This window comes from Mesorhizobium sp. WSM4976 (assembly GCF_029625685.1).
In the GTDB taxonomy this organism is placed as follows: domain Bacteria; phylum Pseudomonadota; class Alphaproteobacteria; order Rhizobiales; family Rhizobiaceae; genus Mesorhizobium.
Map to the genome: position 1 here is coordinate 28,203 of NZ_JARTVT010000012.1, position 22,285 is coordinate 50,487.

The following is a 22,285-nucleotide window of genomic DNA, read 5'->3' on the forward strand; positions in this document are numbered from 1 at the left end:
TTTGTGGTGTGGACGCCCGTCCGCGCGCGTGGTGGTGTTTGGTCTGGGTGCTCTGTGGGGGGGGCGGCCCGCCCCCCCCCCCCGCGGTCGCCGCCCCCCCCCCCCCCCCGGGGGGGGGCGGGGGGGCCCCCCCGCGCACGGAGAGGGGGCCTCGTCGGGCGCTCCCCTCTCCGTCTCGGCTTCGCCGAGCCACCTCTCCCCACATTCGTGGGGCGAGGAACCTTGATCCCGAGAGGACGGCGCTCCGTCACGCCCCCTGCCGACGAGCTCAGATCACCTTCTCCAGCGTGATCGGCAGATCCCGCACCCGCTTGCCCGTCGCGTGGAACACCGCATTCGCGATCGCCGGCGCGATCCCCACGATCGCCAGCTCGCCGACGCCCTTGCCGCCGAGGGCGGAAGAGTGCGGGTCGGGGATGCCGACCGAGATCGTCTGGATGTCGGGAATGTCGGCATTGGTCGGCAGCATGTAGTCGGCGAAATTGCCGTTGACGATGCGGCCGTGGCGGCGGTCGACGATGCCTTCCTCGAGCAGCGCCTGGCCGATGCCCATGATGATGCCGCCCTTCCACTGGCTTTCCGCCAGCTTGGGGTTATAGAGCCGGCCCGAATCCAGCGCCGACACCACGCGCGACACGCGCACGGTGCCGAAATCCTCATCCACCCGCACCTCGACGAAATGCGCGCACCAGGAATGGCGCGACCAGTCGCCCTCGGTGTGCGGGATCGACCTGGCGATGGTCGTGTAGTTCGCGTAGCGCTCCTGCGGCGTCGTGCTGGCCGGCAGCGTGTCGCCCTTGGCTTCGATCTGCTCGCGGCCGACAGCAGCCATGAACTCGGCGATCGACAGCTCCGGCCCTTCGCCGCGCGGGGAGGCGACGCGGCCGTCCTGCACGACGAGCGTGTTCGCCTGCAGCTTCTGGAACGGCGAGCGCGGATCGGAGAGTGCCAGGCCGACCAGCTCGTCCAGCGCCTGGCCGGCTGCCTTGTAGACGGCGCCGGTCATGACGCCGGCGAGCCGCGAGCCGCCGGTGACACCGGCGCGGGCGAAATGCGAGTCGCCGAGTTTCACCGAGACCTTCTCCACCGGAACGCCGAGCGTTTCGGCGGCCGTCTGCGCCAGGATCGTATAGGTGCCTTGGCCCATGTCGATGGAAGAGCTTTCCACCTCGACCGAACCGTCGGCGAGGATCTTCACAACCGCCTCCCCATGGGCGCGCCGCACCGGATAGGTGCCGGCGGCCATGCCCCAGCCGATGAGCTGATGGCCGTCCCGCATCGAGCGCGGCTCCGGCGAACGCTTCGCCCAGCCGAAGGCTTCGGCTCCGGCGGCAAAGGCCTCGCGCAACTGGCGCGTCGACCACGCCTTCTTCGCATGGGGATCCTGCTCGGCATAATTGATCAGCCGCATCTCCAGTGGATCGATGCCGAGCTCATAGGCCAGCTCGTCGATGGCGCATTCGATGCCGAACGCGCTGGGGTTCTCGCCCGGCGCGCGCTTTGCTCCCGGCACCACGGTGTTGACCCGCACGACATTCTGCTTCGAGGAAAAATTGGGCGTGGCGTACATGATCGAGGTGACCGAGCCGAGCGGCTCGACCCACATGCCGTCGACGGCGGTTTCGTTGACGCCGCGATGCACGATCGACTGGATCCTGCCATCCCTGTCGGCGCCGATCGCAACGGTCTGCCGTGTCGCGGCGCGGCCGCCATAGGAGGTGAAATTTTGCGGCCGGTTGAGCACCAGCTTCACCGGTCGCCCCAGCATCCTGGCAGCGGCCGCCGCCACCGCGCTGTGCGCCAGCGCCAGCGCCTTCGACCCAAAACCGCCGCCGATATAGGGCGAGACCAGCCGCACATTCTCGAACGGCACGCCGAACCACTCGGCGTAAGTGCGCGCCATCCCGTCGAGCCATTGGCTCGGCTCCCAGACGGTCAGCTCGTCGCCTTCCCAGCGCACGATCAGCCCATGCGGCTCCATCGCCGCCTGGTACTCGCGCGGCGTGTTGTAGGCCGCGCAGATGCGCACCGGCGCCGCGGCGAAAGCGGCTTGGGCATCGCCCCATTCCTTGGTCATGGCGTCGATCGGGATGCCGTCGCCGGCCTTGCCGTCGCTGAGATCGACGATGGCCGGCGCCTCGTCATACCAGACCTTGACCAGCGCGGCTGCCGCCACCGCCTGCTCGAACGTCTCGGCCACCACCGCCGCGATGTGCTGTCCGGAAAAGGTGACCTCGCGCACGAGCGGCGAGTAGGTCGGCTGCGACGGCGGGTTACCCAGCCAGTCCGAAGCGCCCTTCAGTTCCATGATCGTGTCGGGCGTGAGCACTGCGAGCACGCCGGGGGCCGTCTCGGCCGCGCGGGTGTCGATGGCCGAGACCTTGCCGGCGGCGATGGTCGCGCCGACCAGCACCGCGTGCGTCAGCCCTTCGAGCTGCTGCTCGAAGGCGTATTTCGCCGCGCCGGTGATCTTGGCCGGGCCGTCGACGCGCGACAGGCGCCCGCCGACCGCTTCGAGGCGCGCGCTGTCCGACGCGGCGTGCTTCATGTCATGAACGGTCATGCCGTTTCTCCCAATTTGAGGATGGCGCGCGCGATCACGCGCGGCGCCAATGCGATCTTGTACTGGTTGGCGCCATGGTCGACGGCGCTCTCCATGGCGAGCTCGCTCGCCTTGCGGACGATGTCTCCGTCGAGCGCCTTGCCTTTCAGCGCGTCCTCGACGGCGCGCGCCCGCCAAGGCTTCGTCGCGACGCCGCCAAGTGCCACGCGGATGTCGCGAATGGTGCGGCCGTCGCCTTCGAGTTCAAGCCCGACGGCGGCGCTTGCCGCCGCGAATTCATAGGACTGGCGGTCGCGCACCTTGATGTAGGTCGAGCGCCTGGCCGCGGCCGAGCCGGGGATCTCGATCGCCGTGATCACCTCGCCGGGGCGGATGTCGTGCTCCTGCTCGGCGGTCGCTCCGGGGGCGAGAAAGAAGTCCTCCACCTTGAGCTTGCGCTCGCCGAGATCGACCTCGGCGTCGAAGGCGACGAGCGCCACCGCGAGATCCCCCGGATAGGTGGCGATGCAGGCTTCGCTCACGCCAAGCACCGCATGGCCGCGCGTCACGCCGCCGATCGCCGAGCAGCCGCTGCCCGGCGCGCGCTTGTTGCAGGCGTGGAAGTTGGCGGGGTCGCGGAAATAGGGGCAGCGCGTGCGCTGCATGAGATTGCCGCCGATGGTGGCCATGTTGCGCAACTGCGCCGAAGCCGCTTGCCACAGCGCCTCCGACACCGCCGGGAAGAGGCTCTTCACTTGCGGGTTGTCGGCTACATGGCTCATCCTGGCCAGTGCGCCGATGATGGCGCGATCGGCGGTCACGTCGATGGCGCTGAGCCCCTCGATATGGCTGATGTCGATGACCGTTGCCGGTTCGGCGACGCCGCATTTGGCGAGATCGACAAGCGTCGTGCCGCCGGCAAGCAGCATGGCGCCGGGAAGGGCGGCGGCGTTGCGCGCGGCCTCGATACTATCGGCGCGGAGGTAGGAAAAATCTCTCATGTGCGCAGCTCCTGTGCGGCCTGGCGGACGGCGGCGACGATGTTCGGATAGGCGCCGCAGCGGCAAAGATTGCCGGCCATGTATTCGCGGATTTCCTCATCGGAACCGGCATGGCCCTCGCGGATGCAGGCCACCGCCGACATGATCTGCCCTGGCGTGCAATAGCCGCACTGGAAGGCGTCCTGCTCGAGGAAAGCGGCTTGCACGGCGTTTAGCGTGCCGTCCTCGCCGGCCAGGCCTTCGATGGTGGTGATCTCGCGGCCTTCGACCTGGGCGGCCAAGGTCAGGCAGGCAAGCACACGCTCGCCGTTGACATGCACCGTGCAGGCGCCGCACTGGCCCTGGTCGCAGCCCTTCTTGGTGCCGGTCAGGTGCAGCCGCTCACGCAGCGCGTCGAGGAGGGTGACGCGCGGCTCGATCTCAAGCGCATGGTCGCGGCCGTTGATGGTGAGATGGAGGGACAGCGTGGTGGGACTGGGGGCTAAGCCGTTGCTGGCAGTGCCATTCCTGAAATGGCCGTCTTCGGGAGGATCGATGATGGTCTGGCCTGTGTGGATTTGACTTGTCATGAGGCGTCGGGCTCCGATTGCTGGACGCTAGGCGGATGGAAATGGGGCTTGGGGGGTTAGGGGCAAGGGCAACGATGGCCGGTAGACGCCGGCGGTGAGGAGACTAAACTCCCCCCTTGCGGGGGAGATGCCCGGCAGGGCAGAGGGGGTGTGACGGAACGAGGCGTTTGTGGTTTGCGCATTCCACGAGAAAACATCGCCGAGGAAGCGCTCGTCACCGGCTGATACCTCGGCGGGACAGCACCCCCCTTTGGCCTGCCGGCCATCTCCCCCGCAAGGGGGGAGATCAGCAGTTCCGGCGCCCCAACCTCACTCCAGCGGCCAGGCGAAGCCCGTCCTTGATCTGGTGACATAACGCTTCCCCTGGTTATATGATAAAAGCACTCCACAAAAGCGGAGGTGCCTCCGTTTGTTTAACTGGGGTCTGGCCAGCCATGGTTCAACCCCCCATATTGCGCTGGTGGAGAAAAAAGTGCCCGAGCAGGAAATGACCGCTGAAGCGACGCGCGATGCGCCGGCGCAGAAGCCGTTGCGCGCCGACGCGCGGCGCAACCGCGACAAGCTGGTCGAAGCGGCGGCGCAAATGTTTGCCAGCGACGGCGTCGATGTCTCGCTGGAGGAGATCGCCAGGCGGGCAGGGGTCGGCATCGGAACGCTCTACCGGCATTTCCCGACGCGCGAGCATCTGGTCGAGGTCGTCTACCGCCGCGAGGTGGAAGGGCTCTGCCACGCCGCTGACGAACTTGCCCGCGAGCATCCCGCCGATGTCGCGCTGGAGCTCTGGATGCAGCGCTTCGTCGACTACATCGCCACCAAGCGCGGCCTCGCCACCAGCCTGCGCCTGTTGCTCACCACCAATTCCACGCTGTTCTCCGACACGTCCGGCCGCGTCTCGGGCGCCATGCGAAGCCTGGTCCAGGCCGCCGCCGCCGCTGGAAAAATCCGCGCCGACGTCGACGCCTCCGATGTCATGCATGCGCTCGGCGGCATCTACTCGGCGCCAAACACACCCGACTGGCGCGAGCGCTCAGGGCGGCTGGTGAAGCTCTTGATCGATGGGCTGCGATTCGGGGCCAGGGGCTGAGGCTGCCTCCACCGATTTCTTGTAGGAGAGCCGGCGGCGAAGCTGCCAATCTCCCCCACAAGGGGGGAGATTGGCAGCGTCAGCGTCGCATTATCTGTCGCCCTCTCGCATTCTCCAACCCGCGGCCTACATAGTCGGCACCCTCCCTCCCAAAAGGAACGTCCCATGCCCGAACAGCTCGAACTCAACGACGGCTCGACCATCCCGCAGATCGGGCTCGGCGTGTGGCAGGTCGACCCCGCCATCACCGCAAAGATCGTGCGCGGGGGAATCGAGGCCGGCTACCGTCTCATCGACACCGCCGAGGGCTACCGCAACGAGGAAGGCGTCGGCGACGCGATCCGCGCGGCGGGCGTGCCGAGGAACGAGCTTTTCATCACCTCCAAGCTGCGCAACGGCGCGCATCAGCGTGACGCGGCATTGCGCGCCTTCGACGACACGATGCAAAAGCTCGGCATCGACCGGATCGATCTTTTCCTCATCCATTGGCCGGTGCCCAGCCAGAACAAATATGTCGAGGCCTGGCAGACACTGGTCGAGCTGCAGAAGGCCGGCCGTATCAAGTCGGTCGGCGTCTCCAACTTCAACCAGGATCATCTGGAGCGCATCATCGGCGAAACGGGCGTGACGCCTGTCGTCAACCAGATCGAGCTGCATCCGCGCTTCCAGCAGCGCGACAAGCGCGACTTCCACAAGAAGCATAACATCCATATCGAGAGCTGGAGCCCGCTGGGCAGCGGCCGGCTGCTTTCCGACCCGACACTGGAGAAGCTCGCGAAGAAGCACGGCAAGTCGGTGGCGCAGGTGACCATCCGCTGGCATTTGCAGGAGGGGTTGATCGTCATCCCGAAGTCGATCCACCAAGAGCGCATCGCCGGCAATTTCGACGTCTTCGACTTCGAGCTGGACGCAGACGACATGCAGACCATCCGCGGCTTGGATTCCGCCGACGGCCGCACCGGTCCCGATCCGGCGACGGCGGCGTTTTTGTTTTAGCGCTCTGGTAGAGGGGAGCCGACGCCGAAGCTGCTAATCTCCCCCTAGTGGGGGGAGATATCCGGCAGGACAGAGGGGGCGCTGTCCCGCCAGCCTATCCTTCGTCACTCTAGGGCGGAGCAAGGAGCGAAGCGACGCGCGCAGATCCTAGCATGGACGAGGCAATGGGGTTCGGCAAGACATCTTCCCGCTAGGGGGAGATTGTCTGTCACCGCTGCTTTGCCAATCGCCAAGGCGCCGCTAAATCCCGTCGCCATCCACCAGCGGCACGTCCTCGCCCTCCCAGGGGCTGGGCATAGAGCCTCGTCCGGCGCTCGGCAGCGGCATCCAGCATCTGAGCTCCGGCTCGGCATATTCGACGATGCGGCCGGGCGAAGAGTCCGAGGCCCGCCAGCCTTCCTCGCCGAACTGGTCGGCTCGCGACCAGTAGGCCATGTCGACCTCGGCCGGCCCCTGCTCGGAGGAGCGCACCGTCACCAGGATGCGGCTGCCGTCCCGCGGCGCGCTCGCCATGTTGCGCCAGTGGTCGGTGTCGTCCATGGGAGCTTCCTCCTGCTTCGTTCGGAGCTGCGGAAAAGGCAGCCTGCTTCGGCGATAGTCGCCGCCCGCCGGGAAGGGGTCAACCCGAACTTGGCGCAAGACATAAATATCGTTCGGAGCTAATATATCCATCGACCGCAATCGGATGGATGATGATGGACGAAGGATTGCTGTCTCAGGCCACGCGTCTCGGGCCGGTCCATCTTAAGGTGACCGACATTCCTTCCGCCTTGACCGTTTGGCGCGACACGCTCGGACTGGCGTTGGCCGGCGAGGACGCCGCTCAGGCGGAGCTCGGCGCCGGCGGCCGGACGCTGATCGTGCTCCATGCGGGTGCGGAAGTCGCCCTGCCGCAGAAGTCGCGCGATCTCTTCCATGTCGCCATCCATGTCACCACCCGCCGCGACCTCGCGCATACGGCCGCCCGCCTCAAGGCGTCGGGGTTGCGATACAGCGCCCAGGACCACCTGATTTCGGAATCGCTCTACGTCTCCGATCCATCCGGCAACGGTATCGAGATATGCTTCGACACGCCTGAACGCCTGCTGCGCCGCGAAGTCTCGCCCAGTGGTCGCGTGTCGCTGATCGCCGTCGACGGCAGCGCGCATTCGGGGCTGGAGCCGCTGAACATCTCGGGCTTGCTGCGCGACCTCGGCAATTCCGGCCATGTCGAGCCGAGGATGGCGCAGGATGCCTTCATCGGCCACATCCATTTGCGCGCCCGCGCGCCCGAGATGCTGATGAAGTTCTATTTGGGCGTGCTCGGCTTCCGCCCCCACATCCAGTCCAGGAGCTTCGGCATGTTCGACTGCGGCACCGAGCGCCGCCCCCATATGGTGGCCTTCAACATCTGGGCGCGCGACGAGTTGCGCGAGCCGCCGCCGGGTGCGGCCGGCCTCGACCATTTCACCATCGAGCTTGGCTCGGCGCAGGAGCTCGGCGCCGTGCAGCGCAGGCTCGAAGCGGCTGATATACAAGCGAAAAGAGACGGTCGCGCCATTTCGACCGCTGATCCGGAAGGCAACCGCCTGCGGCTCGTGGTCCAGGGAGGCTGACGGCAACCGCTTGAACACGGGAAAAATGGAGGAGGGGGAAATGTCGCTGATGGTGATAGGAACCGGCTTCGGTCGGACCGGTACGGATTCGATGCGCGAGGCGCTGACCATTCTCGGCTTCGGCCCCTGCCATCATATGTGGGAGGTCATGGCGCATGCGGAGCAGAAGCGGCTCTGGCGGGCGCTGGCCAGGGGCGACGCGCCCGACTGGGCCCAGCTCTTCGCGGGATACAAATCCTGCGTGGACTGGCCCTCGGCGTTCTATTGGCGTGAGCTGATCGAAGCCTATCCGCAGGCGCGCGTCATCCTCACCTGGCGCTCGCCCGAGAGCTGGTGGGAGAGTTTCGAAAAGACCATCCTGCCGGCGATCGTCGGCAGCTCCGACCAGGAGTCTCTGGGCATCGCGCTCATCGCCAACCAGGTCTTCGGCGGCCGTCCGCAGGACCGCACCCATGCGATCGCCGTCTATCGGGACAATGTCGAGGCAGTGCTGAACACCGTGCCGGTGGAGCGACTGCTGGTGCACAAGCTCGGCGACGGCTGGGCGCCGCTCTGCACCCATCTCGGCGTTCCCGTGCCGGACGAACCCTATCCTGCCCGCAACAGCAGGCAGGAGTTCCGCGCGGCGGTGTCGCCGGAGTGAAAGGGGGCAGGGCAGTAGGGCATTAGGGCAGTAGGGCGGTAAGGTAAGGCAGTAAGGGAGTAAGGGAGCAAGAAAAGCCGACCATGCGAACGCCGCGACTTCCATCCCTTATTCCCCTACTGCCTTATTGCCCTACTCCCTCCTTCCTTTCCTCACACATGCACATCGCCGAAGGACAGCTCGCCGTCATCGGCGCGGATGAGGAAGGCGGCGGCAAGCAGCGCGAGATAGCAGGCGGCCACCCCGCACACGACGACCACGCCGGGGATAGGCCCGAGCGTCGCTACGCGGAACGTGTCGACCAGCGATGCGCCGAAGCCGATGGGCGAGCCTTCGCGCGACAGGCTGGGCGTGGTGATCTTGAGAATCCAGGCAAGCAGCAGGATCGTGTACATGAAGATGTAATTGCGGCGCAGCCGGCGGATCAGCGCCGCGCGCTGCGTGATCAGGAAACGCGGCGAGCGCAGGCCTTCGCCGAGGATTGCGAGCCAGTTGGAAGCGTAGTCCGGCTGCGGCGAAAAGATCTGCGCGAAATAGTAGCGTTCGAACTGCCGCACGCGGGCGCGGTAGACGTCGAAGAAGCGATAGCGCCGCGCTTCGATCCACAAAAGCAGCGTGATCAGGAGCATGGCGAACAAGAGCACGCCGTGATGCGCGCTGGGCGTCGACAGTGACACCGACAGCATCGCCGCCACCACGGTGATCGCCCAGTTGCTGGTGCGGTCGAGCCTGTCACGCCAGCCGGCCATGCGCGCGATCTCGGCGCGGTGGAAATGCGACAGCGTGGTGGTGAATTCGGGAGAGCTGAGCTTCAGCGCCAGCGTGTCGGACGCCCGCGGCGGTGCTGCCTTTTCGGTTGATGTTGCGGGCGCGTTCGCCTCGATGGATTTCGCGGCCTTGGCCGCGTCGGTGGATCTTGCGGCCTTCGTCTGGGACATCGTGCCATGCGCCTCCCGCCGCCATGGCCGGCCGCATTCTCGTAAAAGCAGGCCGGCCACACCCCGTATAGCACAACGTGTGGCCGGCCCAAAATGTTCCGGCCTTTTCAGGCGGATAAGTCAGGATGCAAGCGGTGGAACGCCGCCATTCGCGCGCCGCGGAAAGGGTAGAACATCGGCCATCGGCCTGGCATGCTGGGCCGCCGCCACCGCCTCGATCACGAGGTCGAGTGCCTGAAGCGCGGCGCGGCTCGTTTCATCATCGCCACGCAGGTAGTGGCACGCCCGGTCGAGGTGCAGGTGGGCGGCGGCAAAGTCGCTTTTCATTAGCTTCTCCTTATTGCCCGCCACGGCGCGACCTTCGCCGAGTCGATTTACCGGGAAGCAAAGATCGGCGGTGGCATTTGATTAGAATTGTAAGGAGCTGCCAATCTCACCTCTCGGACGGGAGATCGGCAGTTCCTCGTGCAACCGATCCTCTGGCCAAACCGTTGTGCGGATGCGAGGAATGAGGGGTGCGCAAATTGTCGAACATGCTCAATCGGCGACCGTCGCCGTCGGTCTGGATCGCGCTCGGCGTCGCGGCTCTAGCCCTGATGCCAGCTGTCACCTTCGCGGCCGAGAAAAAAGGAATGTCCTCGGAAGGCATTTTCGTCGCCGAGCTCATCCTGCTTCTGGTGGTCGGCCGCGGGATCGGCGAGGTGCTGGAAACGCTCGGACAGCCGGCGGTCATGGGCCAGCTGATCGGCGGCATCCTGCTCGGCCCCTCGCTGCTCGGCTGGGTCTGGCCGGAGGCCGAGCGGCTGATCTTCGCCGACGATCCTTCGCAAAAATCGATGATCAACGCCATCGCCCAGCTTGGCGTTCTGATGCTGCTTCTGCTCACCGGCATGGAGACCGATCTGCGGCTCGTGCGCCGCGTCGGCCGCGCCTGCTTTTCCATCTCGGCCGCCGGCGTTGCAATGCCCTTCGCACTCGGTTTCATCGCCGCCCATTTCATGCCCGAGACGCTGCTTGCCGCCGGTGGCGAGCGCATCGTCGCCGGGCTGTTCCTCGGCACGGCGCTGTCGATCTCCTCGGTCAAGATCGTCGCCATGGTGGTGCGCGACATGAACTTCATGCGCCGCGACCTCGGCCAGATCATCGTCTCCTCGGCCATCATCGAGGACACGATCGGCTGGGTGGTCATCGCCATCACCATCGGCATCGCCACCAAGGGGCGGATCGAGATCGCCGGCCTGGCCTTCACCATCCTGGGCGTCGCCGCCTTCATGGTGTTTTCCTTCACTCTCGGCCGCCGCATCGTCTTCGATGCCATTCGCTGGACCAACGACACCTTCCGCTCGGAATATGCGGTGGTCACCGTCATCCTCGCCATCATGGGCGCCATGGCGCTGATCACCGACCTGATCGGCGTGCACACGGTGCTGGGCGCCTTCGTCGCCGGCATATTGGTGGGCGAATCGCCCATCCTGTCGCGCCACATCGAAGGGCAGCTGCGAGGAATTATCACGGCCCTTTTCATGCCGGTGTTCTTCGGCGTCGCCGGCCTGTCGGCCGACCTCACCGTGCTGATCGATCCGCAACTGGCGCTGCTCACCATCGCTCTGGTCGTCATAGCTTCGATCGGCAAGTTCGGCGGCGCCTTCATTGGCGCCGAGGTGGCCGGCATGAGCCGCGCCGAAGGCATCGCGGTCGGCTGCGGCATGAACGCTCGTGGCTCGACGGAGGTCATCGTCGCCTCGATCGGCTTGTCGATGGGCGTGCTCTCGCACAATCTCTTCACCATGATCCTCACAATGGCCGTCATCACCACGCTGGCGATGCCGCCGACCTTGCGCTGGGCGCTGCGGCGGCTGCCCATCGGCGAGCGGGAAAAGAAGCGGCTGGAGCGTGAGGAGATCGACCAGCGGGGCTTCGTCGCCAATCTGGAGCGCCTGCTGGTGGTGGTCGACGAGGGTGTGGTCGGCCGCTTCGCCGCCTATCTCGCCGGCGTCATCGGCGCCGGCAAGCCGACGACGGTGCTGCATTCGAGCGGCGAGATCGATGCCGAGCCGACGGAAGGCCTGCATCTGGAAGAAATGGAGAAAGGTGCGGAGGACAGTCGCGAGGCGGCGAAGAAATCCGACGAGACGCCGGTGCGCGAAGCGCCGGTCACGCGCCGCCAGCACGAAGTGCTCTCGGCCGAGGCTGTCGCGAAGGAGGCGCGCAAGGGCTACGGCCTGCTGCTCGTCGGCCTCGGCCGCGCGGTCACCTCCAAGGGCGCTTTCTCGCATCGGCTGAACGAGGTGGCGGGCTCCTTCGACGGTCCGCTTTGCCTCGTCCTGAAGCCGGCGACGGCAGGTCGCCAGATCCCGCAGCTCGGTCCGGATTCAGGCAAGATACTGGTACCGGTCAACGGCACGGCGGTTGCCCGCCGCGGCGCCGATCTGGCGCTCGCGATAGCGGCCGTCACCGGCGCCCCGGTCAAGATGCTCTATGTCGCGCGCACCGGCCGCGAGGAGCCGCGCGACACGGTTTCGCATCGCCGCCGCGAGGCGGTGCTGAAGGACATCGTGGCGCTCGCCGACCGCTATGGCGTCGAGATCGAGACGGCGATCCGCTCGAGGGCCGCCGCCGCCGATGCCATTGCCCGCCAGGCCGGCCGCAACGTGGCGCTCATCGTCATGGGCGTGGCGCGGCGCCAGGGCGAGGAGCTGATCTTCGGCGAGACGACGACGGGCGTCCTGAGGCGCAGCCCATGCCCGGTGGTGCTGATCTCCGACGAGCGGGTGAAGCGCGACGAGAGCGATCGCGAGGCAGTGCGCACGGGCACGGGGACCGGGTGATCGGCCGATCTCCCGCCAGCTCGGTCCCTCACGCCATCTGCAGCTTCTGCCGGCTGGGCTGCGGCGGGAAGGCGATGGCGATGCCGGCCGCGCCCAGGCCGATCAGCGCCGAGCCGATGAACAACCAGTGATAGCTGGCATAGGCGTCGTAGATCATGCCCCCGGCGAGCGGGCCGAGCGACATGCCGAGGCTGGACAGGAGCGTCGCCGCGCCAAGCACCGTGCCGATGATGCGCAAGCCGAAATATTCGCGCGCCAGCACCGCGTAGAGCGGCATCACGCCGCCATAGGTGGCGCCGAAGATGACGGCCAGGAGGTAGAACTGCTCGATCCGGCCAACCGCGAGGTAGGCGGCGATCACCAGCCCCTGGATGGCGAGGCCGGCGACCAGCACCGGCTTCACGCCCAGCCGGTCGCCGAGCACGCCATAGAGCACGCGTCCGCCAAGGCCGGCCAAGCCTTCGACGCTGTAGATCGACACGGCCGCCATCGGCGCGACGCCGCAGGACATGGCATAGCTCACCATATGGAAGATCGGGCCCGAATGCGCCGCGCAGCAGGCGAAGAAGGTGAGGCCCAACACGATGAATTGCGGCGAGCGCAGCGCCTGGCCGACGCTCATGCCGGGATCGTCGGCGGCGGGCGCCGGCGCGCCGTCGCCGGTTGCCGCCGCCGCCGCCGGCGGCTGGCGCACCAGCAAGACGGCGGGCAAAAGCAGCACCCAGGCCATGACTCCGATGTCGAACATGGCGGTGCGCCAGTCATAGGCCGTGATCAGCCAGCGCGCGAAGGGCGAGATGGTCATCGGCGCCACGCCCATGCCGGCCGAGACCAGCGACACGGCAAGGCTGCGGTTGGTGTCGAACCAGGCGGTGGTGAGCGCGATCATCGGCGCGAAGAAGGCGCTGGCGGCCAGCCCGACGATGATGCCGTAGCTGAGCTGAAAGACGAGGAGCGAATTGGCGCGGCTCGCCACCACCAGCGAAAGGCCGAGCAGGACGGCGCCCGCAAGCACGACCGGCCGCGCGCCGACCCGGTCGTAGATCGTCCCCCAGGCGAAGCCGCCAAGGCCCATCACCAGGAAGTTCAAGGTCATGGCGCTGGAAATGCCGGTGCGCGACCAGTTGGTGTCGAGCGACATCGGCTCCAGGAAGATCGCCAGCGAAAACATGGCGCCGAGCGCCACGCAGGTCATCAGCGCGCCCGCCGCGACGATGACCCAACGATAGGAATGGTTCATGGTTCTGCTCCCATGCCGTAAGGCATCCTGTTTGATGTGGCGCGGTTTTTCCAGTCCACCGTGCCGTTTGCGTCCGAAGGACGCCGGGGCGGCAGCCGATCCTACAAATCCGGTTGCATTTTTTATCTGGTTTCGGTGCGCCCCCTCGGGCCCTGAGCGACGAAGGTGTCGGGCAGGACCCCGACAGCGTCTGTCAGCAGCCTTCAGGGCTTCGCATTGACCACACTGCTGCCCCTTCTAGATTGAGCCGCATGATTGAGGAGGAGGCGTCATCCATGGAACTCTATCGCGGCCGGCTTATCGACCACTTGCATCTGGTGGTGCGCGACATCGAGGCCAGCCGGCGCTTCTATGGCGCTCTGGTCGAGGTGCTGGGCGTCCCGATCGGCGGCGAGGCGCAGGACTATTTCTGGGCCGACGAACTGTTCGTCTCCAGCGCCGACAGCCGAGCCGCGCTCGGCGTGCTGACCGGCCGCCATCATCTCGCCTTCCAGGCGAAGGACCGCGCCATGGTCGATGCCTTCTACAAGGCCGGGCTCGCGGCCGGCGGCAAGGACAATGGCGCGCCGGGCGAGCGCCATTACCATCCCGGCTACTATGCCTGCTTCCTGCTCGACCCCGACGGCAACAACATCGAGGCGGTGTTCCATGGCGAGGCGAAGCGAAGTGCAGCGGCGGTGGAGATCAGCTTTTAGGCGGAGCGCCCAAAAACGCCGCGATCAGCTTCAGCATGTTGCCGTCCTGCCCGAACTCCTTCGTGTCGAAGTCGCGGCTGCCCTGGCGCTGCGCCTTGGAGAGTTGGTCGAGATAGGTCGTCAATTCCGCCCTGACCTTCTTACAGCTGGGATCGTTGTCGGCGGTGAGGCCGGTGCTGAAGGCGACGATCTTGTCGACCATCTCGACGATGCCGGCGCCGTGCACCTTTTCATGGGCGATGAGCCCAGCCGCGAACTGGTCCCAGCGCGCCTGCAGAGCGGGGTCCAGCTTTCCCGCCGGCTTCGGCAACGTGTAGGTGATGATCAGCTTCGGCCGCGCCGACTTCAGCACGCAGGCGCTGCCTTGCGGCTGGTAGTCGCGCTGCCAGGTCAGCTTGAAGAAAGTATGCGCGATGACACGCCGCGCGCTGCCGGCCGCGCCGACCACCGGCCCCTTCTCGCCAATCGAGAGATAGAGCTGCTCGGCGCTCTGGCCCGAGACGGCATAGGTGTCGATCTTCTCGATGGGCTTCCAGTCTGCCCAGGCAGGGGAGGAAAGGAGCAGGGCTGAAAGCAGGATGGCGAATTTCATGGAGGACTCGATAGGATCCGGCCGAGGGTTAGGTGCATAGCGGTTGTCTTGTGGGAGATCAAAGCGCGCGGGCAGTCTCGCCCTTCGCGGAATGAGATTGCGGGCCGCCGCGCCCGGAACCCGCTCCGCCCGTCATCCGTTTCCTTGGGCAATCATCCCGACCGATGGGGGAGGACAAGATGACCCGCGACGAAATCATTTCCGTGCTTGGACCGATCGACGAGGCCGTCATCGCCGACATCGCGCTGACAGGCGCCAGCCTCGAGGAGCTGCGCGAAGCCTTCGCCTGGATCGGCGCCGACGAGGCGCTGGTGAACGAGGGCCATGCCATGCCCGGCGCCCGCGTGGCGAGACTGATCGAGATCCTCGAACCGCCGGAGGACGAGCCCGAGGCGCCGGGTACGATGGCGTAGGGCGTCGGCGCCCACACAGTGAAGCATGGGTGCTTCTCCCTACTTGCCCCTCCATCCCCTCCCGTCATAGCTTTTGCCGCTTTGGCGGGAGGAAAAGCGCTTGGAGACCAATGTCGTCATTGTTGGCGCCGGCCCCGCCGGGCTCGCCGTCGCGGCCTGCCTCAAACAGGCGGGCGTCGATTTCCTGATCCTCGAAAAGGCCGGCGAGGTTGCGCCGTCCTGGCGGCGGCATTACCGGCGGCTGCATCTGCACACGGTGAAATCCTTCTCCTCCCTGCCTTTCGTGCCGTTCCCGAAAAGCCACCCCCGCTATGTTCCGCGCGAAAAAGTGGTGGCCTATCTCGATGCCTATGCCGAGCGCTTCGGCCTTGAGCCCCGCTTCGGCGTCACGGTCGGATCCATCCGCGGCGAGGGCGATCGCCTGCTGGTGCAGACCGATGCCGGCCTGTTTAGCGCCCGCAGGATCGTTGTCGCAACCGGCAACAACGCCCAGCCGATCATGCCGGATTTCCCGGGCATCGAGGATTTCAAGGGCAAGGTGCTGCACAGTGCCGCCTACACCGAAGCGGCACCCTATGCCGGCAAGGACGTGCTGATCGTCGGCATGGGCAACACGGGCGCGGAGATCGCGCTCGATCTGGCAGAAAGCGGCGCCCGGCCGACCATCTCGGTACGCAAGGGCGTCCACATCGTGCCGCGCCAGCTCTTCGGCGTGCCGATCCAGATGGTGGGCATCGCCAGCCGGACCATGCCGCAGGCGCTGAACGACTGGATGTTTCCCAAGATCCTCGACCTCGCGCTGGGCCGGCTGGAGAAGTACGGCATCGTGCGGCCGAAGCAGGGCATCCTGCAAGGCATCGAGGCCGGCCGCATTCCGGTGATCGATGTCGGCACGGTGGCGGCGATCAAACAGGGTCGGATCGGCATCGCGCCGGACATCGCAAGCTTCACCGGAGCCGGCGTGAAATTCGTCGATGGCGTGGAGAAGAAATTCGACGCGGCGATTTTCGCCACGGGCTATCGTCCTGCCTATGACGCCTTCCTGCCGGCGGAACTCAGGCCGGACAAGAGCGGCGTCAACGCGCGGGCAAGCGAGATGGGCGTTTATCTCGTCGGCTTCTATAATCCCGTCACCGGCCTGCTGCGCGAGATCGGCATCGAGGCGCAGGCGGTGGCGAAGGATATTGCCGGGAGGTGAGGAGGCGGCGGCAAACGTGATAGGCCGAGTTCCTTCCTCGCGCCGACCTTGCTGAATCATGAATCGGGTGGCGCTAGTTTCTTCCCGCATGCGAAGCCACCTTACCAACCGGGGACCCGCGCCATGCTCACGCTCTACGATTATCTCCCGTCGCAAAACGCCTGGAAGATCCGCGTCCTGCTCGGCCTGCTCGGTATCGCTTACGAAACTCGCATGGTCTCGATCTTCGAGGGCGAGAGCCGAACTGAAGCCTTCCTCAAGCTCAACCCGGCGGGTGCCGTTCCGGTGCTCGCCGTGGAGAATGGCCAGGCGATTGCCGAGTCCAACGCGATCCTCGTCTGCGTCGCCGAGGGCACGCCATACCTTCCGTCGGACCGCCTTGCTCGCGCCAAGGTCATGCAGTGGCTGTTCTTCGAGCAGTATTATGTCGAGCCCGTCATCGGCTCGCTGCGCTTCTGGACGCTGACCGGCCGGCTTGAGCGCAACCAGGCCCTGGTTGCCGGCAAGCGCGAGGCGGGTGTCCGCGCGCTTGGCGCGCTGGAGCGCAGCCTGGCCGACACGCCTTTCCTGGTCGGCGATACGCTCACCATCGCCGACATCGCCGTCTATGCCTACAGCCACCGCGCCGAGGATTGCGGTTTCTCGCTCGCCGACTATCCGGCGGTTGAAGCCTGGGTGGAGAGGGTCGGCGAGGCGATCGGGCCCGGCTATCCGGTGCATCCCTACAGCATCGATCCGCATTCTGGGGCCTGAGCCGCCGGAACACGGCGGCGGGCAGGGCGTTTCCCAATGGCATTCCAACCAGAGCCATGGAGGCCCGCAATGGTCCGCACCCTCGCCATCGCAATCCTTGCCACCGGCATCATGAGCCTGCCCGCCGTGGCGGCCGAACAATATTGGGTCGCCCGGGACGCGGTCTCCAAGCAGTGCGAGATCGTGCCGAAGAAGCCGGATGGCACGCTTGTCGTCGATCTCGGCAAGAAGAAATACGCCAGCGAGGGCGAGGCCAGGAAGGCGATGGAGGCGATGGCGGATTGCAAGAAATAGCAGGCCGCGCTGGATAACGCCTACCGGTCCACCAGCGACATCGTGCGCTCGTTATACCTTGGCCCGGACACCTTGTCGGGCGTCAGCGCCATGTCCAGCCCCAGCATCTCGGTCGCATCAAGCGTGATGTCCGCCGCCGCGACATTTTCCTCCAGATAGGTCCGGCGCTTGGTCCCGGGGATCGGCACGACGTCGATGCCGAAGTCCGGCCCCTTGGCGAGCAGCCAGGCGATCGCGATCTGCCCAGGCTTCACGCCTTTTGCCGCGGCTATGTCACGCACCGCGGCGGCGGCCGCGACATTCAAGTCGAAATTCTCGCCCTGGTAGCGCGGGTCGCCGCGGCGGAAATCGCCCTGCGGATAGTCCTCCGCGCGTTTGACGTCGCCGGCCAGGAATCCGCGGCCGAGCGGCGCGAAGGGCACTAGGCCGATGCCCAGCTCCTTCAGCGCCGGGATGATCTCGGGCTCGAGGTTGCGCTCCCACAACGAGTATTCGCTCTGCAGCGCCGAGACCGGATGCACGGCATGCGCGCGGCGGATGTTGGCAAGGCCCGCTTCCGACAGGCCGAAGAAGCGCACCTTGCCCTCCGCCACCAACTCGCCGACAGCGCCCGCGACATCCTCCATCGGCACCGCGGGGTCGACGCGGTGCTGGTAGAGCAGGTCGATGCGGTCGGTGGCGAGCCGCTTCAGCGAAGCGTCGACCACCTCGCGTATATGGTCGGGCCGGCTGTCGGTGCCGGCCTGCTTGCCGTCGACGATGCGGAAGCCGAACTTGGTCGCGATCGTCACCTGGTCGCGCCGGTCTTTCAGCGCGCGCCCGAGCAGCTCCTCGTTGACGAACGGCCCATAGACCTCGGCCGTATCAAGAAAGGTGCAGCCGAGCTCGATCGCCCGGTGGATCGTCGCGATCGACTCCGCCTCGTCGGCCGGGCCGTAAGCCTGGCTCATGCCCATGCAGCCGAGGCCGATGGCCGAGACTTCGAGCCCCTGGCTGCCGAGTTTGTGTCTGCCGAGGCTCATATGTCCTGTCTCCCGCGAAAAATCAGCGCTCGCGAAATTATAGGGCCGGCGGGCGGCGCGTCCAGCGCGCCGGGCCGGCAGCGCTTGATCCAGGTCAAGGAACGCGCAACAGGGCGTCGTATAGTGGGTTTGTCTTGGGAAGGACACAAGGCGGGCAGGTGGTTCCGACCGACTCCACTCCCTCGGGGACCCGACGGAGCCACCTAGACCGCTGCCTGGCGGGGCAAGACCCGGGGCGCGCCGCCCGAACCCGTTTCGGCGGCGCGCTTTGAAGCGTCAGACGCGCCGCGACGGCTTTGCGACGGACTCTGCCGCCGTGCGAACGATCGGCGCGCGCGGCTTCACGCTTCACTTCAATAATACGGCGACAGGCACTGCTGGCGAGGTCCGTCATAGGGCTGGTAGCTGTTGTCCCAGGCGCGGTAGGAGCGGTAGCGGTCATAGCACCAGCGCACATGGGCGGCCGCCAGGCGCGCCGCGGGGGGAGGCGCGACCGTGGCGGCCGCCACGCCGGCCGCGAAGGCGGCAGCCGGGAACCAATAGCCATTGTAGTAGCGGTAGCCGGGGCGCACGCGCCAATAGCCCCGGTAGCCATTGTAGTAATAAACACCGCCGACGACGTAGAAGCCGCGCCGGTACCAGACGGGCGTCGCCTGGCTGGTCGCGGATGCCTGGCCCGGCACGGGCATGATCCGGACGGCCTCGGCCGGCGAGGCCAGCATCGATGCGCCGAGCACCAGGCCGCAAAACGCTGTCGCTATCCATTTCATCGTCTCTCTCCTTGTTCTGTGTCGTGGGGATCACGGGCGCTTCAGCGCCCGCAGTTCGGAAATCGAGAGCGCGCCGTCGCCATCGGTGTCCGCCTGCAGCAGCCGGTCGGGAATGGCGGCCGTGAATTCGTCGCGCGAGATCTTGCCGTCGCCGTTGCGGTCCATGCGGCTCGACTCGGCCTGCAGCCCCGCGAAGCGCGCGGCCTGGATGTCGCGCTTCGCCTTGACCTGCGTCACCGCCGCGCGCACCTCGTCGGGATCGAGCACGCCATTGTGGTTGGCGTCCAGCCGGTCGAACATCCGCGCCCGCGCTGCCTGGATCTCGCTGAATTCGAGCTTTCTGTCGCCATTGGTGTCGATGCGCCGGAACGCTTCCCGGCCGCCCTGGTCGGCGGCGAAGGCGCTGCAGCCGCACAGAAGCAGCCCGGCGAGGGCCGTCACGATCTTGGTCATCTGGGTCTCCGCTGTGATCGACGGCCCGCCGCGGACCGTCCTTGCAGCGCCTCCTACGCGGGAGCTCGACGGCTCCTACGCGCCTCCTGCGAATTTTTCGGAGCGGCGCTGCGGGCGACACCGGCGCGATGGCGGCCAACAAAAAAATCCGGACGCCGGCGTAGGAGCACGGACCGGGCTGCGTATTGGCCGACAGTCGCCCCCCGCGACGTGACAGTCGAAAGGACCAACCATGAAACACTCAGCGATTCTTGCGGGTCTGCTTCTCGGGCTCGTTCCGCTCTGCGCTGCCGCCGCGCAGGACATGCCCGGCCACCGCATCCTGCAGCGCCTTGACACCAATGGCGACGGCGCGATCTCGAAGGACGAGATCCTCGCCGCCCGCGAACGTCTCTTCAAAAGGCTCGACCGTAACGGCGACGGCGTCATTGACGAGAACGAGATTGAGACCGCCCGCCAGGCCATCGAGGACCGCGCCCAGGCGGCCGAGGCCCGCCTCGGCAATCGCTGGCGGCGCATGGACAAAAATGGCGACGGCAAGGTCACCGAGAACGAGTTCCAGGCCAGCACGCCGCTCTTCGATCTCGCCGACCGCAATGGCGACGGCAGGCTCTCCGCCGACGAGATCGCGGCCATCCGCAAGATCGTGGCTGCTCACGCCAATTGACCAACCTGCCTTCCGGAAAGGAAATGACATGCTTTCAAGACTCAAACTTCCGCTGCTTTGCCTCGGCGCGATGGTCGTCTGGTCGGTCGCTTCCCCGGCCTCGGCCGAGGAGTGGACGCGCAAGACCGCGCATGGCGGCGAATTGAGCCGCAGCGTCGACCGGGACGGCAATATCTACACCGGCTCGACCACGCGCACCGGACCGAATGGCGGCACCTACACGTCGAATTCAACCTGCAAGGCCGGCGTTGTTGACCGCTGCTCCAGGAGCTATTCTGCCACCGGGCCGAACGGCAAGACCGTTTCAGGTCAGCGCTACAGCGCGGCCGGACCGTTTGGCGGCCGTTCTGTCGGCAGCTTCACGGGCCCGAACGACAACACGGTTCACGGCTTCCGCCGTTGGCGCCGCTGACATCTGGTGGTGGACTTGACGTCGGAATTCGCTTTTCTACCGAGCCGGATCGTCGCGGATGTCTCGCTCGCCGCCGGAGGTTCGTCGACCGGTGCGCGCCGCCGTGCGGGATGAAGCTGCCGATGGCGACGAGGAACTGCTGGCCCGCATCGCCGCGGGCAGCCAAGCGGCTTTGTCCGCGCTCATGGCCCGCCACGGCCGTGGACTGCGGACATTCGCCGCGCGTTATCTCGGGCATGCCGCCGATGCCGAGGACGTGGTGCAGGAGGTGTTCGTGACCGTCTGGAAACAGGCCGCGCGCTTCGACCCCGGCCGGGCGCGCGCCTCGACATGGCTCTACCGGATCACGGCCAACCGCTGCATCGACCAGCGCCGGCGCCGCGCGCTGCGCAATTTCTTCGGCCTGGACGACATCTCCGAGGAGCCGGCCGCGCCGGAAGCGAATGCCGAGACCGCGACGGCGGCCAGGCAGGAGCTGGCGATCGTGCGCGACGGCCTGTCTCGCCTGCCGGAGCGCCAGCGCATGGCGCTTCTTCTGAGGGCGGTGGGCGAGCTTGACATCGGTGCGATCGCCGAGGTGATGGGCGCCAGCGCGGGCTCGGTCGAACAGTTGCTCGTGCGCGGGCGCCGTGCGCTCAGGGATCATTTGGCAGATGCGGCCAGGGGCCGCGAAAGGAAGTCCTCATGACACGCGAGGAATTCGAGAAGAACCGGCGCCGCTTCGGCGACGACATCGACGCCTGGCCGGCGCCCTTGAGAGGACCGGCCCTGGCATTCATGGCGCTTGACGGCGATGCCGGGGCCGATGGGGCGCTCGACAGGCTCGTGCGGCAGGCCGCGCTGGTCGAGGGCGATGATCGCGCTTTGGCGCGCAAGGTGCTGGCGCGCATCGATCGCGGCGCGACGCGTCCTTCGCTGGTGCCGCGCTTCCTCGTCGCGCCGGCCGGCATCGCCGTTTGCGCCGCGGCCTTGCTTCTCACCGCGACAATCGCCGGTTACCAGGTGGCGCGTCTTCAGGACCAGTCGCAGGATTCCGAGCTTCTGGCGCTCGCCGCGGGAGCCAGGCTTCCCGATGATGACGGCGGACCGCCGATCGTCGGCAACGCGGGTGAGGGGGACGCGCTATGAACGGTCGCTCGTGGATCTGGACCGCGGTGCTGGTTGTGCTCGCCCTTTCGCTCGCGCTCAACTTCTTCTTCGTCGGCTATGCCGCGCATGGCCTGCGCCAGGCGGCCGTCGCGCGCGGGCTGCTTGCGGAGGTCGCGGGGGCCTACTCGCCGGAAGTGCGCAAGGAGTTCCGCGCGGTCATGCGCGACAACCGCGCCCGCACGTTCGAAGCTCTGCGGCAGCTGCGCGCGGCGCGCGCCGACCTAACTGCGGCCGAGAAGGCGCAGCCTTTCGACGAGGCGGCAGTCAGGCAGGCGATGGCCGCGGTGCGCGCCGCCACCACCAACCTTCAGGCGACGGTGCAGGATTACCTGCTCGCCGCCATGAAGAACGTCAACGCGAAGCCGGCCGGGTGAGCCATCGCCCCACTCGCGGCACAATTGCCGTGACCTATTCGCGTGTCGGAACCATGA

The 22,285-nt window shown here is 66.7% G+C and carries 26 protein-coding genes; 15 read left to right on the forward strand and 11 right to left on the reverse strand.

Going from position 1 to position 22,285, the window contains the following annotated elements; all coding sequences use genetic code 11:
- Positions 1–268: 268 nt before the first annotated feature.
- The 3 genes from P9272_RS15985 to P9272_RS15995 are packed head-to-tail and all read right to left on the reverse strand — an operon-like array spanning position 269 to position 4,112.
- A complete protein-coding gene (locus tag P9272_RS15985; RefSeq protein WP_278161245.1) occupies positions 269–2,563 on the reverse strand; it encodes a xanthine dehydrogenase family protein molybdopterin-binding subunit in 2,295 nt (764 codons plus the stop codon).
- Positions 2,560–3,543 (reverse strand): xanthine dehydrogenase family protein subunit M, encoded by a 984-nt coding sequence (locus P9272_RS15990; protein ID WP_278161246.1) that lies wholly within the window; start codon positions 3,541–3,543, stop codon positions 2,560–2,562. The genes P9272_RS15985 and P9272_RS15990 overlap by 4 nt, the downstream gene beginning before the upstream one ends.
- Positions 3,540–4,112 (reverse strand): (2Fe-2S)-binding protein, encoded by a 573-nt coding sequence (locus P9272_RS15995; protein WP_278161247.1) that lies wholly within the window; start codon positions 4,110–4,112, stop codon positions 3,540–3,542. The genes P9272_RS15990 and P9272_RS15995 overlap by 4 nt, the downstream gene beginning before the upstream one ends.
- Positions 4,113–4,599: 487 nt before the next feature.
- Here P9272_RS15995 and P9272_RS16000 point away from each other — a divergent pair, with 487 nt between their 5' ends.
- Both P9272_RS16000 and P9272_RS16005 read left to right on the forward strand, forming a co-directional pair.
- On the forward strand, positions 4,600–5,196 hold the full coding sequence (locus tag P9272_RS16000; protein ID WP_278161393.1) for a TetR/AcrR family transcriptional regulator: 597 nt from the start codon (positions 4,600–4,602) through the stop codon (positions 5,194–5,196).
- A gap of 165 nt (positions 5,197–5,361) precedes the next feature.
- Positions 5,362–6,192 carry an aldo/keto reductase gene (locus tag P9272_RS16005; RefSeq protein ID WP_278161248.1) on the forward strand — a complete coding sequence of 277 codons (831 nt, stop codon included), beginning with the start codon at positions 5,362–5,364 and terminating at the stop codon, positions 6,190–6,192.
- Between the two features lie 240 nt (positions 6,193–6,432).
- Here P9272_RS16005 and P9272_RS16010 read toward each other — a convergent pair whose 3' ends face one another.
- Positions 6,433–6,732 carry a hypothetical protein gene (locus tag P9272_RS16010; protein ID WP_128260513.1) on the reverse strand — a complete coding sequence of 100 codons (300 nt, stop codon included), beginning with the start codon at positions 6,730–6,732 and terminating at the stop codon, positions 6,433–6,435.
- Positions 6,733–6,887: 155 nt separating this feature from the next.
- On the opposite strand from P9272_RS16010, the gene P9272_RS16015 reads away from it, so the two are divergent.
- Together P9272_RS16015 and P9272_RS16020 are read left to right on the forward strand one after the other, a co-directional pair.
- Positions 6,888–7,787 carry a VOC family protein gene (locus tag P9272_RS16015; protein ID WP_278161249.1) on the forward strand — a complete coding sequence of 300 codons (900 nt, stop codon included), beginning with the start codon at positions 6,888–6,890 and terminating at the stop codon, positions 7,785–7,787.
- A 40-nt stretch (positions 7,788–7,827) separates the two neighbouring features.
- A complete protein-coding gene (locus P9272_RS16020; protein WP_278161250.1) occupies positions 7,828–8,430 on the forward strand; it encodes a sulfotransferase family protein in 603 nt (200 codons plus the stop codon).
- 152 nt (positions 8,431–8,582) lie between these two features.
- On the opposite strand, the gene P9272_RS16025 is transcribed toward P9272_RS16020, so the two are convergent.
- Positions 8,583–9,368 (reverse strand): DUF2270 domain-containing protein, encoded by a 786-nt coding sequence (locus tag P9272_RS16025; RefSeq protein WP_128260511.1) that lies wholly within the window; start codon positions 9,366–9,368, stop codon positions 8,583–8,585.
- Between the two features lie 120 nt (positions 9,369–9,488).
- On the reverse strand, positions 9,489–9,695 hold the full coding sequence (locus P9272_RS16030) for a hypothetical protein (protein ID WP_278161251.1): 207 nt from the start codon (positions 9,693–9,695) through the stop codon (positions 9,489–9,491).
- A gap of 188 nt (positions 9,696–9,883) precedes the next feature.
- Between P9272_RS16030 and P9272_RS16035 the strand changes: the two genes are divergently transcribed.
- Complete coding sequence (locus P9272_RS16035; protein ID WP_278161252.1) at positions 9,884–12,196, forward strand: cation:proton antiporter; 2,313 nt, start codon at positions 9,884–9,886, stop codon at positions 12,194–12,196.
- A gap of 28 nt (positions 12,197–12,224) precedes the next feature.
- Here the strand turns inward: P9272_RS16035 and P9272_RS16040 are convergent, their stop codons facing one another.
- The gene (locus P9272_RS16040) at positions 12,225–13,436 is read right to left on the reverse strand and encodes an MFS transporter (RefSeq protein WP_278161253.1); all 1,212 of its coding nucleotides are present in this window, start codon (positions 13,434–13,436) and stop codon (positions 12,225–12,227) included.
- 275 nt (positions 13,437–13,711) lie between these two features.
- On the opposite strand from P9272_RS16040, the gene P9272_RS16045 reads away from it, so the two are divergent.
- A complete protein-coding gene (locus P9272_RS16045; protein ID WP_278161254.1) occupies positions 13,712–14,131 on the forward strand; it encodes a VOC family protein in 420 nt (139 codons plus the stop codon).
- Here P9272_RS16045 and P9272_RS16050 read toward each other — a convergent pair.
- A complete protein-coding gene (locus P9272_RS16050; RefSeq protein WP_278161255.1) occupies positions 14,121–14,723 on the reverse strand; it encodes a DUF922 domain-containing protein in 603 nt (200 codons plus the stop codon). The two genes, P9272_RS16045 and P9272_RS16050, sit on opposite strands and share 11 nt — an antisense overlap.
- A 179-nt stretch (positions 14,724–14,902) precedes the next feature.
- On the opposite strand from P9272_RS16050, the gene P9272_RS16055 reads away from it, so the two are divergent.
- The 4 genes from P9272_RS16055 (at position 14,903) to P9272_RS16070 (ending at position 17,381) form a co-directional block, all read left to right on the forward strand.
- Positions 14,903–15,136, forward strand: a complete 234-nt coding sequence (locus P9272_RS16055; RefSeq protein WP_278161256.1) for a hypothetical protein — start codon at positions 14,903–14,905, stop codon at positions 15,134–15,136.
- Between the two features lie 100 nt (positions 15,137–15,236).
- Positions 15,237–16,334 (forward strand): NAD(P)/FAD-dependent oxidoreductase, encoded by a 1,098-nt coding sequence (locus P9272_RS16060; protein WP_128260506.1) that lies wholly within the window; start codon positions 15,237–15,239, stop codon positions 16,332–16,334.
- 123 nt (positions 16,335–16,457) lie between these two features.
- Positions 16,458–17,087, forward strand: a complete 630-nt coding sequence (locus tag P9272_RS16065; protein ID WP_128260505.1) for a glutathione S-transferase family protein — start codon at positions 16,458–16,460, stop codon at positions 17,085–17,087.
- Positions 17,088–17,156: 69 nt separating this feature from the next.
- Complete coding sequence (locus tag P9272_RS16070; protein ID WP_128260504.1) at positions 17,157–17,381, forward strand: hypothetical protein; 225 nt, start codon at positions 17,157–17,159, stop codon at positions 17,379–17,381.
- A 20-nt stretch (positions 17,382–17,401) separates the two neighbouring features.
- On the opposite strand, the gene P9272_RS16075 is transcribed toward P9272_RS16070, so the two are convergent.
- The 3 genes from P9272_RS16075 to P9272_RS16085 form a co-directional block, all read right to left on the reverse strand.
- Positions 17,402–18,403, reverse strand: a complete 1,002-nt coding sequence (locus P9272_RS16075; protein ID WP_278161257.1) for an aldo/keto reductase — start codon at positions 18,401–18,403, stop codon at positions 17,402–17,404.
- A 353-nt stretch (positions 18,404–18,756) separates the two neighbouring features.
- On the reverse strand, positions 18,757–19,173 hold the full coding sequence (locus tag P9272_RS16080) for a BA14K family protein (RefSeq protein ID WP_278161258.1): 417 nt from the start codon (positions 19,171–19,173) through the stop codon (positions 18,757–18,759).
- Between the two features lie 30 nt (positions 19,174–19,203).
- On the reverse strand, positions 19,204–19,626 hold the full coding sequence (locus tag P9272_RS16085) for an EF-hand domain-containing protein (RefSeq protein ID WP_278161259.1): 423 nt from the start codon (positions 19,624–19,626) through the stop codon (positions 19,204–19,206).
- A gap of 232 nt (positions 19,627–19,858) precedes the next feature.
- On the opposite strand from P9272_RS16085, the gene P9272_RS16090 reads away from it, so the two are divergent.
- The 5 genes from P9272_RS16090 to P9272_RS16110 all read left to right on the forward strand — a co-directional run bounded on the left by P9272_RS16090 (position 19,859) and on the right by P9272_RS16110 (position 22,228).
- Positions 19,859–20,293, forward strand: coding sequence for an EF-hand domain-containing protein (locus P9272_RS16090; protein ID WP_278161260.1), 435 nt, complete (start codon positions 19,859–19,861; stop codon positions 20,291–20,293).
- Between the two features lie 28 nt (positions 20,294–20,321).
- Complete coding sequence (locus P9272_RS16095; protein WP_278161261.1) at positions 20,322–20,705, forward strand: hypothetical protein; 384 nt, start codon at positions 20,322–20,324, stop codon at positions 20,703–20,705.
- 91 nt (positions 20,706–20,796) lie between these two features.
- Positions 20,797–21,393, forward strand: coding sequence for a sigma-70 family RNA polymerase sigma factor (locus P9272_RS16100; protein ID WP_278161262.1), 597 nt, complete (start codon positions 20,797–20,799; stop codon positions 21,391–21,393).
- Entirely contained in the window at positions 21,390–21,833 is a 444-nt protein-coding gene (locus P9272_RS16105) for a hypothetical protein (RefSeq protein WP_278161263.1), read from the forward strand. Before P9272_RS16100 ends, P9272_RS16105 begins: the two co-directional genes overlap by 4 nt.
- Positions 21,830–22,228, forward strand: a complete 399-nt coding sequence (locus P9272_RS16110) for a periplasmic heavy metal sensor (RefSeq protein ID WP_128260496.1) — start codon at positions 21,830–21,832, stop codon at positions 22,226–22,228. Before P9272_RS16105 ends, P9272_RS16110 begins: the two co-directional genes overlap by 4 nt.
- The last annotated feature ends 57 nt before the right edge of the window (positions 22,229–22,285 follow it).

Excerpts from the sequence above, each read along its gene's own strand:
- P9272_RS16075 (WP_278161257.1), bottom strand. The coding sequence starts at position 18,403 with ATGAGCCTCGGCAGACACAAACTCGGCAGCCAGGGGCTCGAAGTCTCG.
- P9272_RS16025 (WP_128260511.1), bottom strand. The coding sequence starts at position 9,368 with ATGTCCCAGACGAAGGCCGCAAGATCCACCGACGCGGCCAAGGCCGCG.
- P9272_RS16085 (WP_278161259.1), bottom strand. The coding sequence starts at position 19,626 with ATGACCAAGATCGTGACGGCCCTCGCCGGGCTGCTTCTGTGCGGCTGC.
- P9272_RS15985 (WP_278161245.1), bottom strand. The coding sequence starts at position 2,563 with ATGACCGTTCATGACATGAAGCACGCCGCGTCGGACAGCGCGCGCCTC.
- P9272_RS16020 (WP_278161250.1), top strand. The coding sequence starts at position 7,828 with ATGTCGCTGATGGTGATAGGAACCGGCTTCGGTCGGACCGGTACGGAT.
- P9272_RS16105 (WP_278161263.1), top strand. The coding sequence starts at position 21,390 with ATGACACGCGAGGAATTCGAGAAGAACCGGCGCCGCTTCGGCGACGAC.
- P9272_RS16080 (WP_278161258.1), bottom strand. The coding sequence starts at position 19,173 with ATGAAATGGATAGCGACAGCGTTTTGCGGCCTGGTGCTCGGCGCATCG.
- P9272_RS16000 (WP_278161393.1), top strand. The coding sequence starts at position 4,600 with ATGACCGCTGAAGCGACGCGCGATGCGCCGGCGCAGAAGCCGTTGCGC.
- P9272_RS15990 (WP_278161246.1), bottom strand. The coding sequence starts at position 3,543 with ATGAGAGATTTTTCCTACCTCCGCGCCGATAGTATCGAGGCCGCGCGC.
- P9272_RS16095 (WP_278161261.1), top strand. The coding sequence starts at position 20,322 with ATGCTTTCAAGACTCAAACTTCCGCTGCTTTGCCTCGGCGCGATGGTC.
- P9272_RS16050 (WP_278161255.1), bottom strand. The coding sequence starts at position 14,723 with ATGAAATTCGCCATCCTGCTTTCAGCCCTGCTCCTTTCCTCCCCTGCC.
- P9272_RS16030 (WP_278161251.1), bottom strand. The coding sequence starts at position 9,695 with ATGAAAAGCGACTTTGCCGCCGCCCACCTGCACCTCGACCGGGCGTGC.
- P9272_RS16090 (WP_278161260.1), top strand. The coding sequence starts at position 19,859 with ATGAAACACTCAGCGATTCTTGCGGGTCTGCTTCTCGGGCTCGTTCCG.
- P9272_RS16065 (WP_128260505.1), top strand. The coding sequence starts at position 16,458 with ATGCTCACGCTCTACGATTATCTCCCGTCGCAAAACGCCTGGAAGATC.
- P9272_RS16040 (WP_278161253.1), bottom strand. The coding sequence starts at position 13,436 with ATGAACCATTCCTATCGTTGGGTCATCGTCGCGGCGGGCGCGCTGATG.
- P9272_RS15995 (WP_278161247.1), bottom strand. The coding sequence starts at position 4,112 with ATGACAAGTCAAATCCACACAGGCCAGACCATCATCGATCCTCCCGAA.
- P9272_RS16010 (WP_128260513.1), bottom strand. The coding sequence starts at position 6,732 with ATGGACGACACCGACCACTGGCGCAACATGGCGAGCGCGCCGCGGGAC.
- P9272_RS16055 (WP_278161256.1), top strand. The coding sequence starts at position 14,903 with ATGACCCGCGACGAAATCATTTCCGTGCTTGGACCGATCGACGAGGCC.
- P9272_RS16005 (WP_278161248.1), top strand. The coding sequence starts at position 5,362 with ATGCCCGAACAGCTCGAACTCAACGACGGCTCGACCATCCCGCAGATC.
- P9272_RS16045 (WP_278161254.1), top strand. The coding sequence starts at position 13,712 with ATGGAACTCTATCGCGGCCGGCTTATCGACCACTTGCATCTGGTGGTG.
- P9272_RS16015 (WP_278161249.1), top strand. The coding sequence starts at position 6,888 with ATGGACGAAGGATTGCTGTCTCAGGCCACGCGTCTCGGGCCGGTCCAT.
- P9272_RS16110 (WP_128260496.1), top strand. The coding sequence starts at position 21,830 with ATGAACGGTCGCTCGTGGATCTGGACCGCGGTGCTGGTTGTGCTCGCC.
- P9272_RS16070 (WP_128260504.1), top strand. The coding sequence starts at position 17,157 with ATGGTCCGCACCCTCGCCATCGCAATCCTTGCCACCGGCATCATGAGC.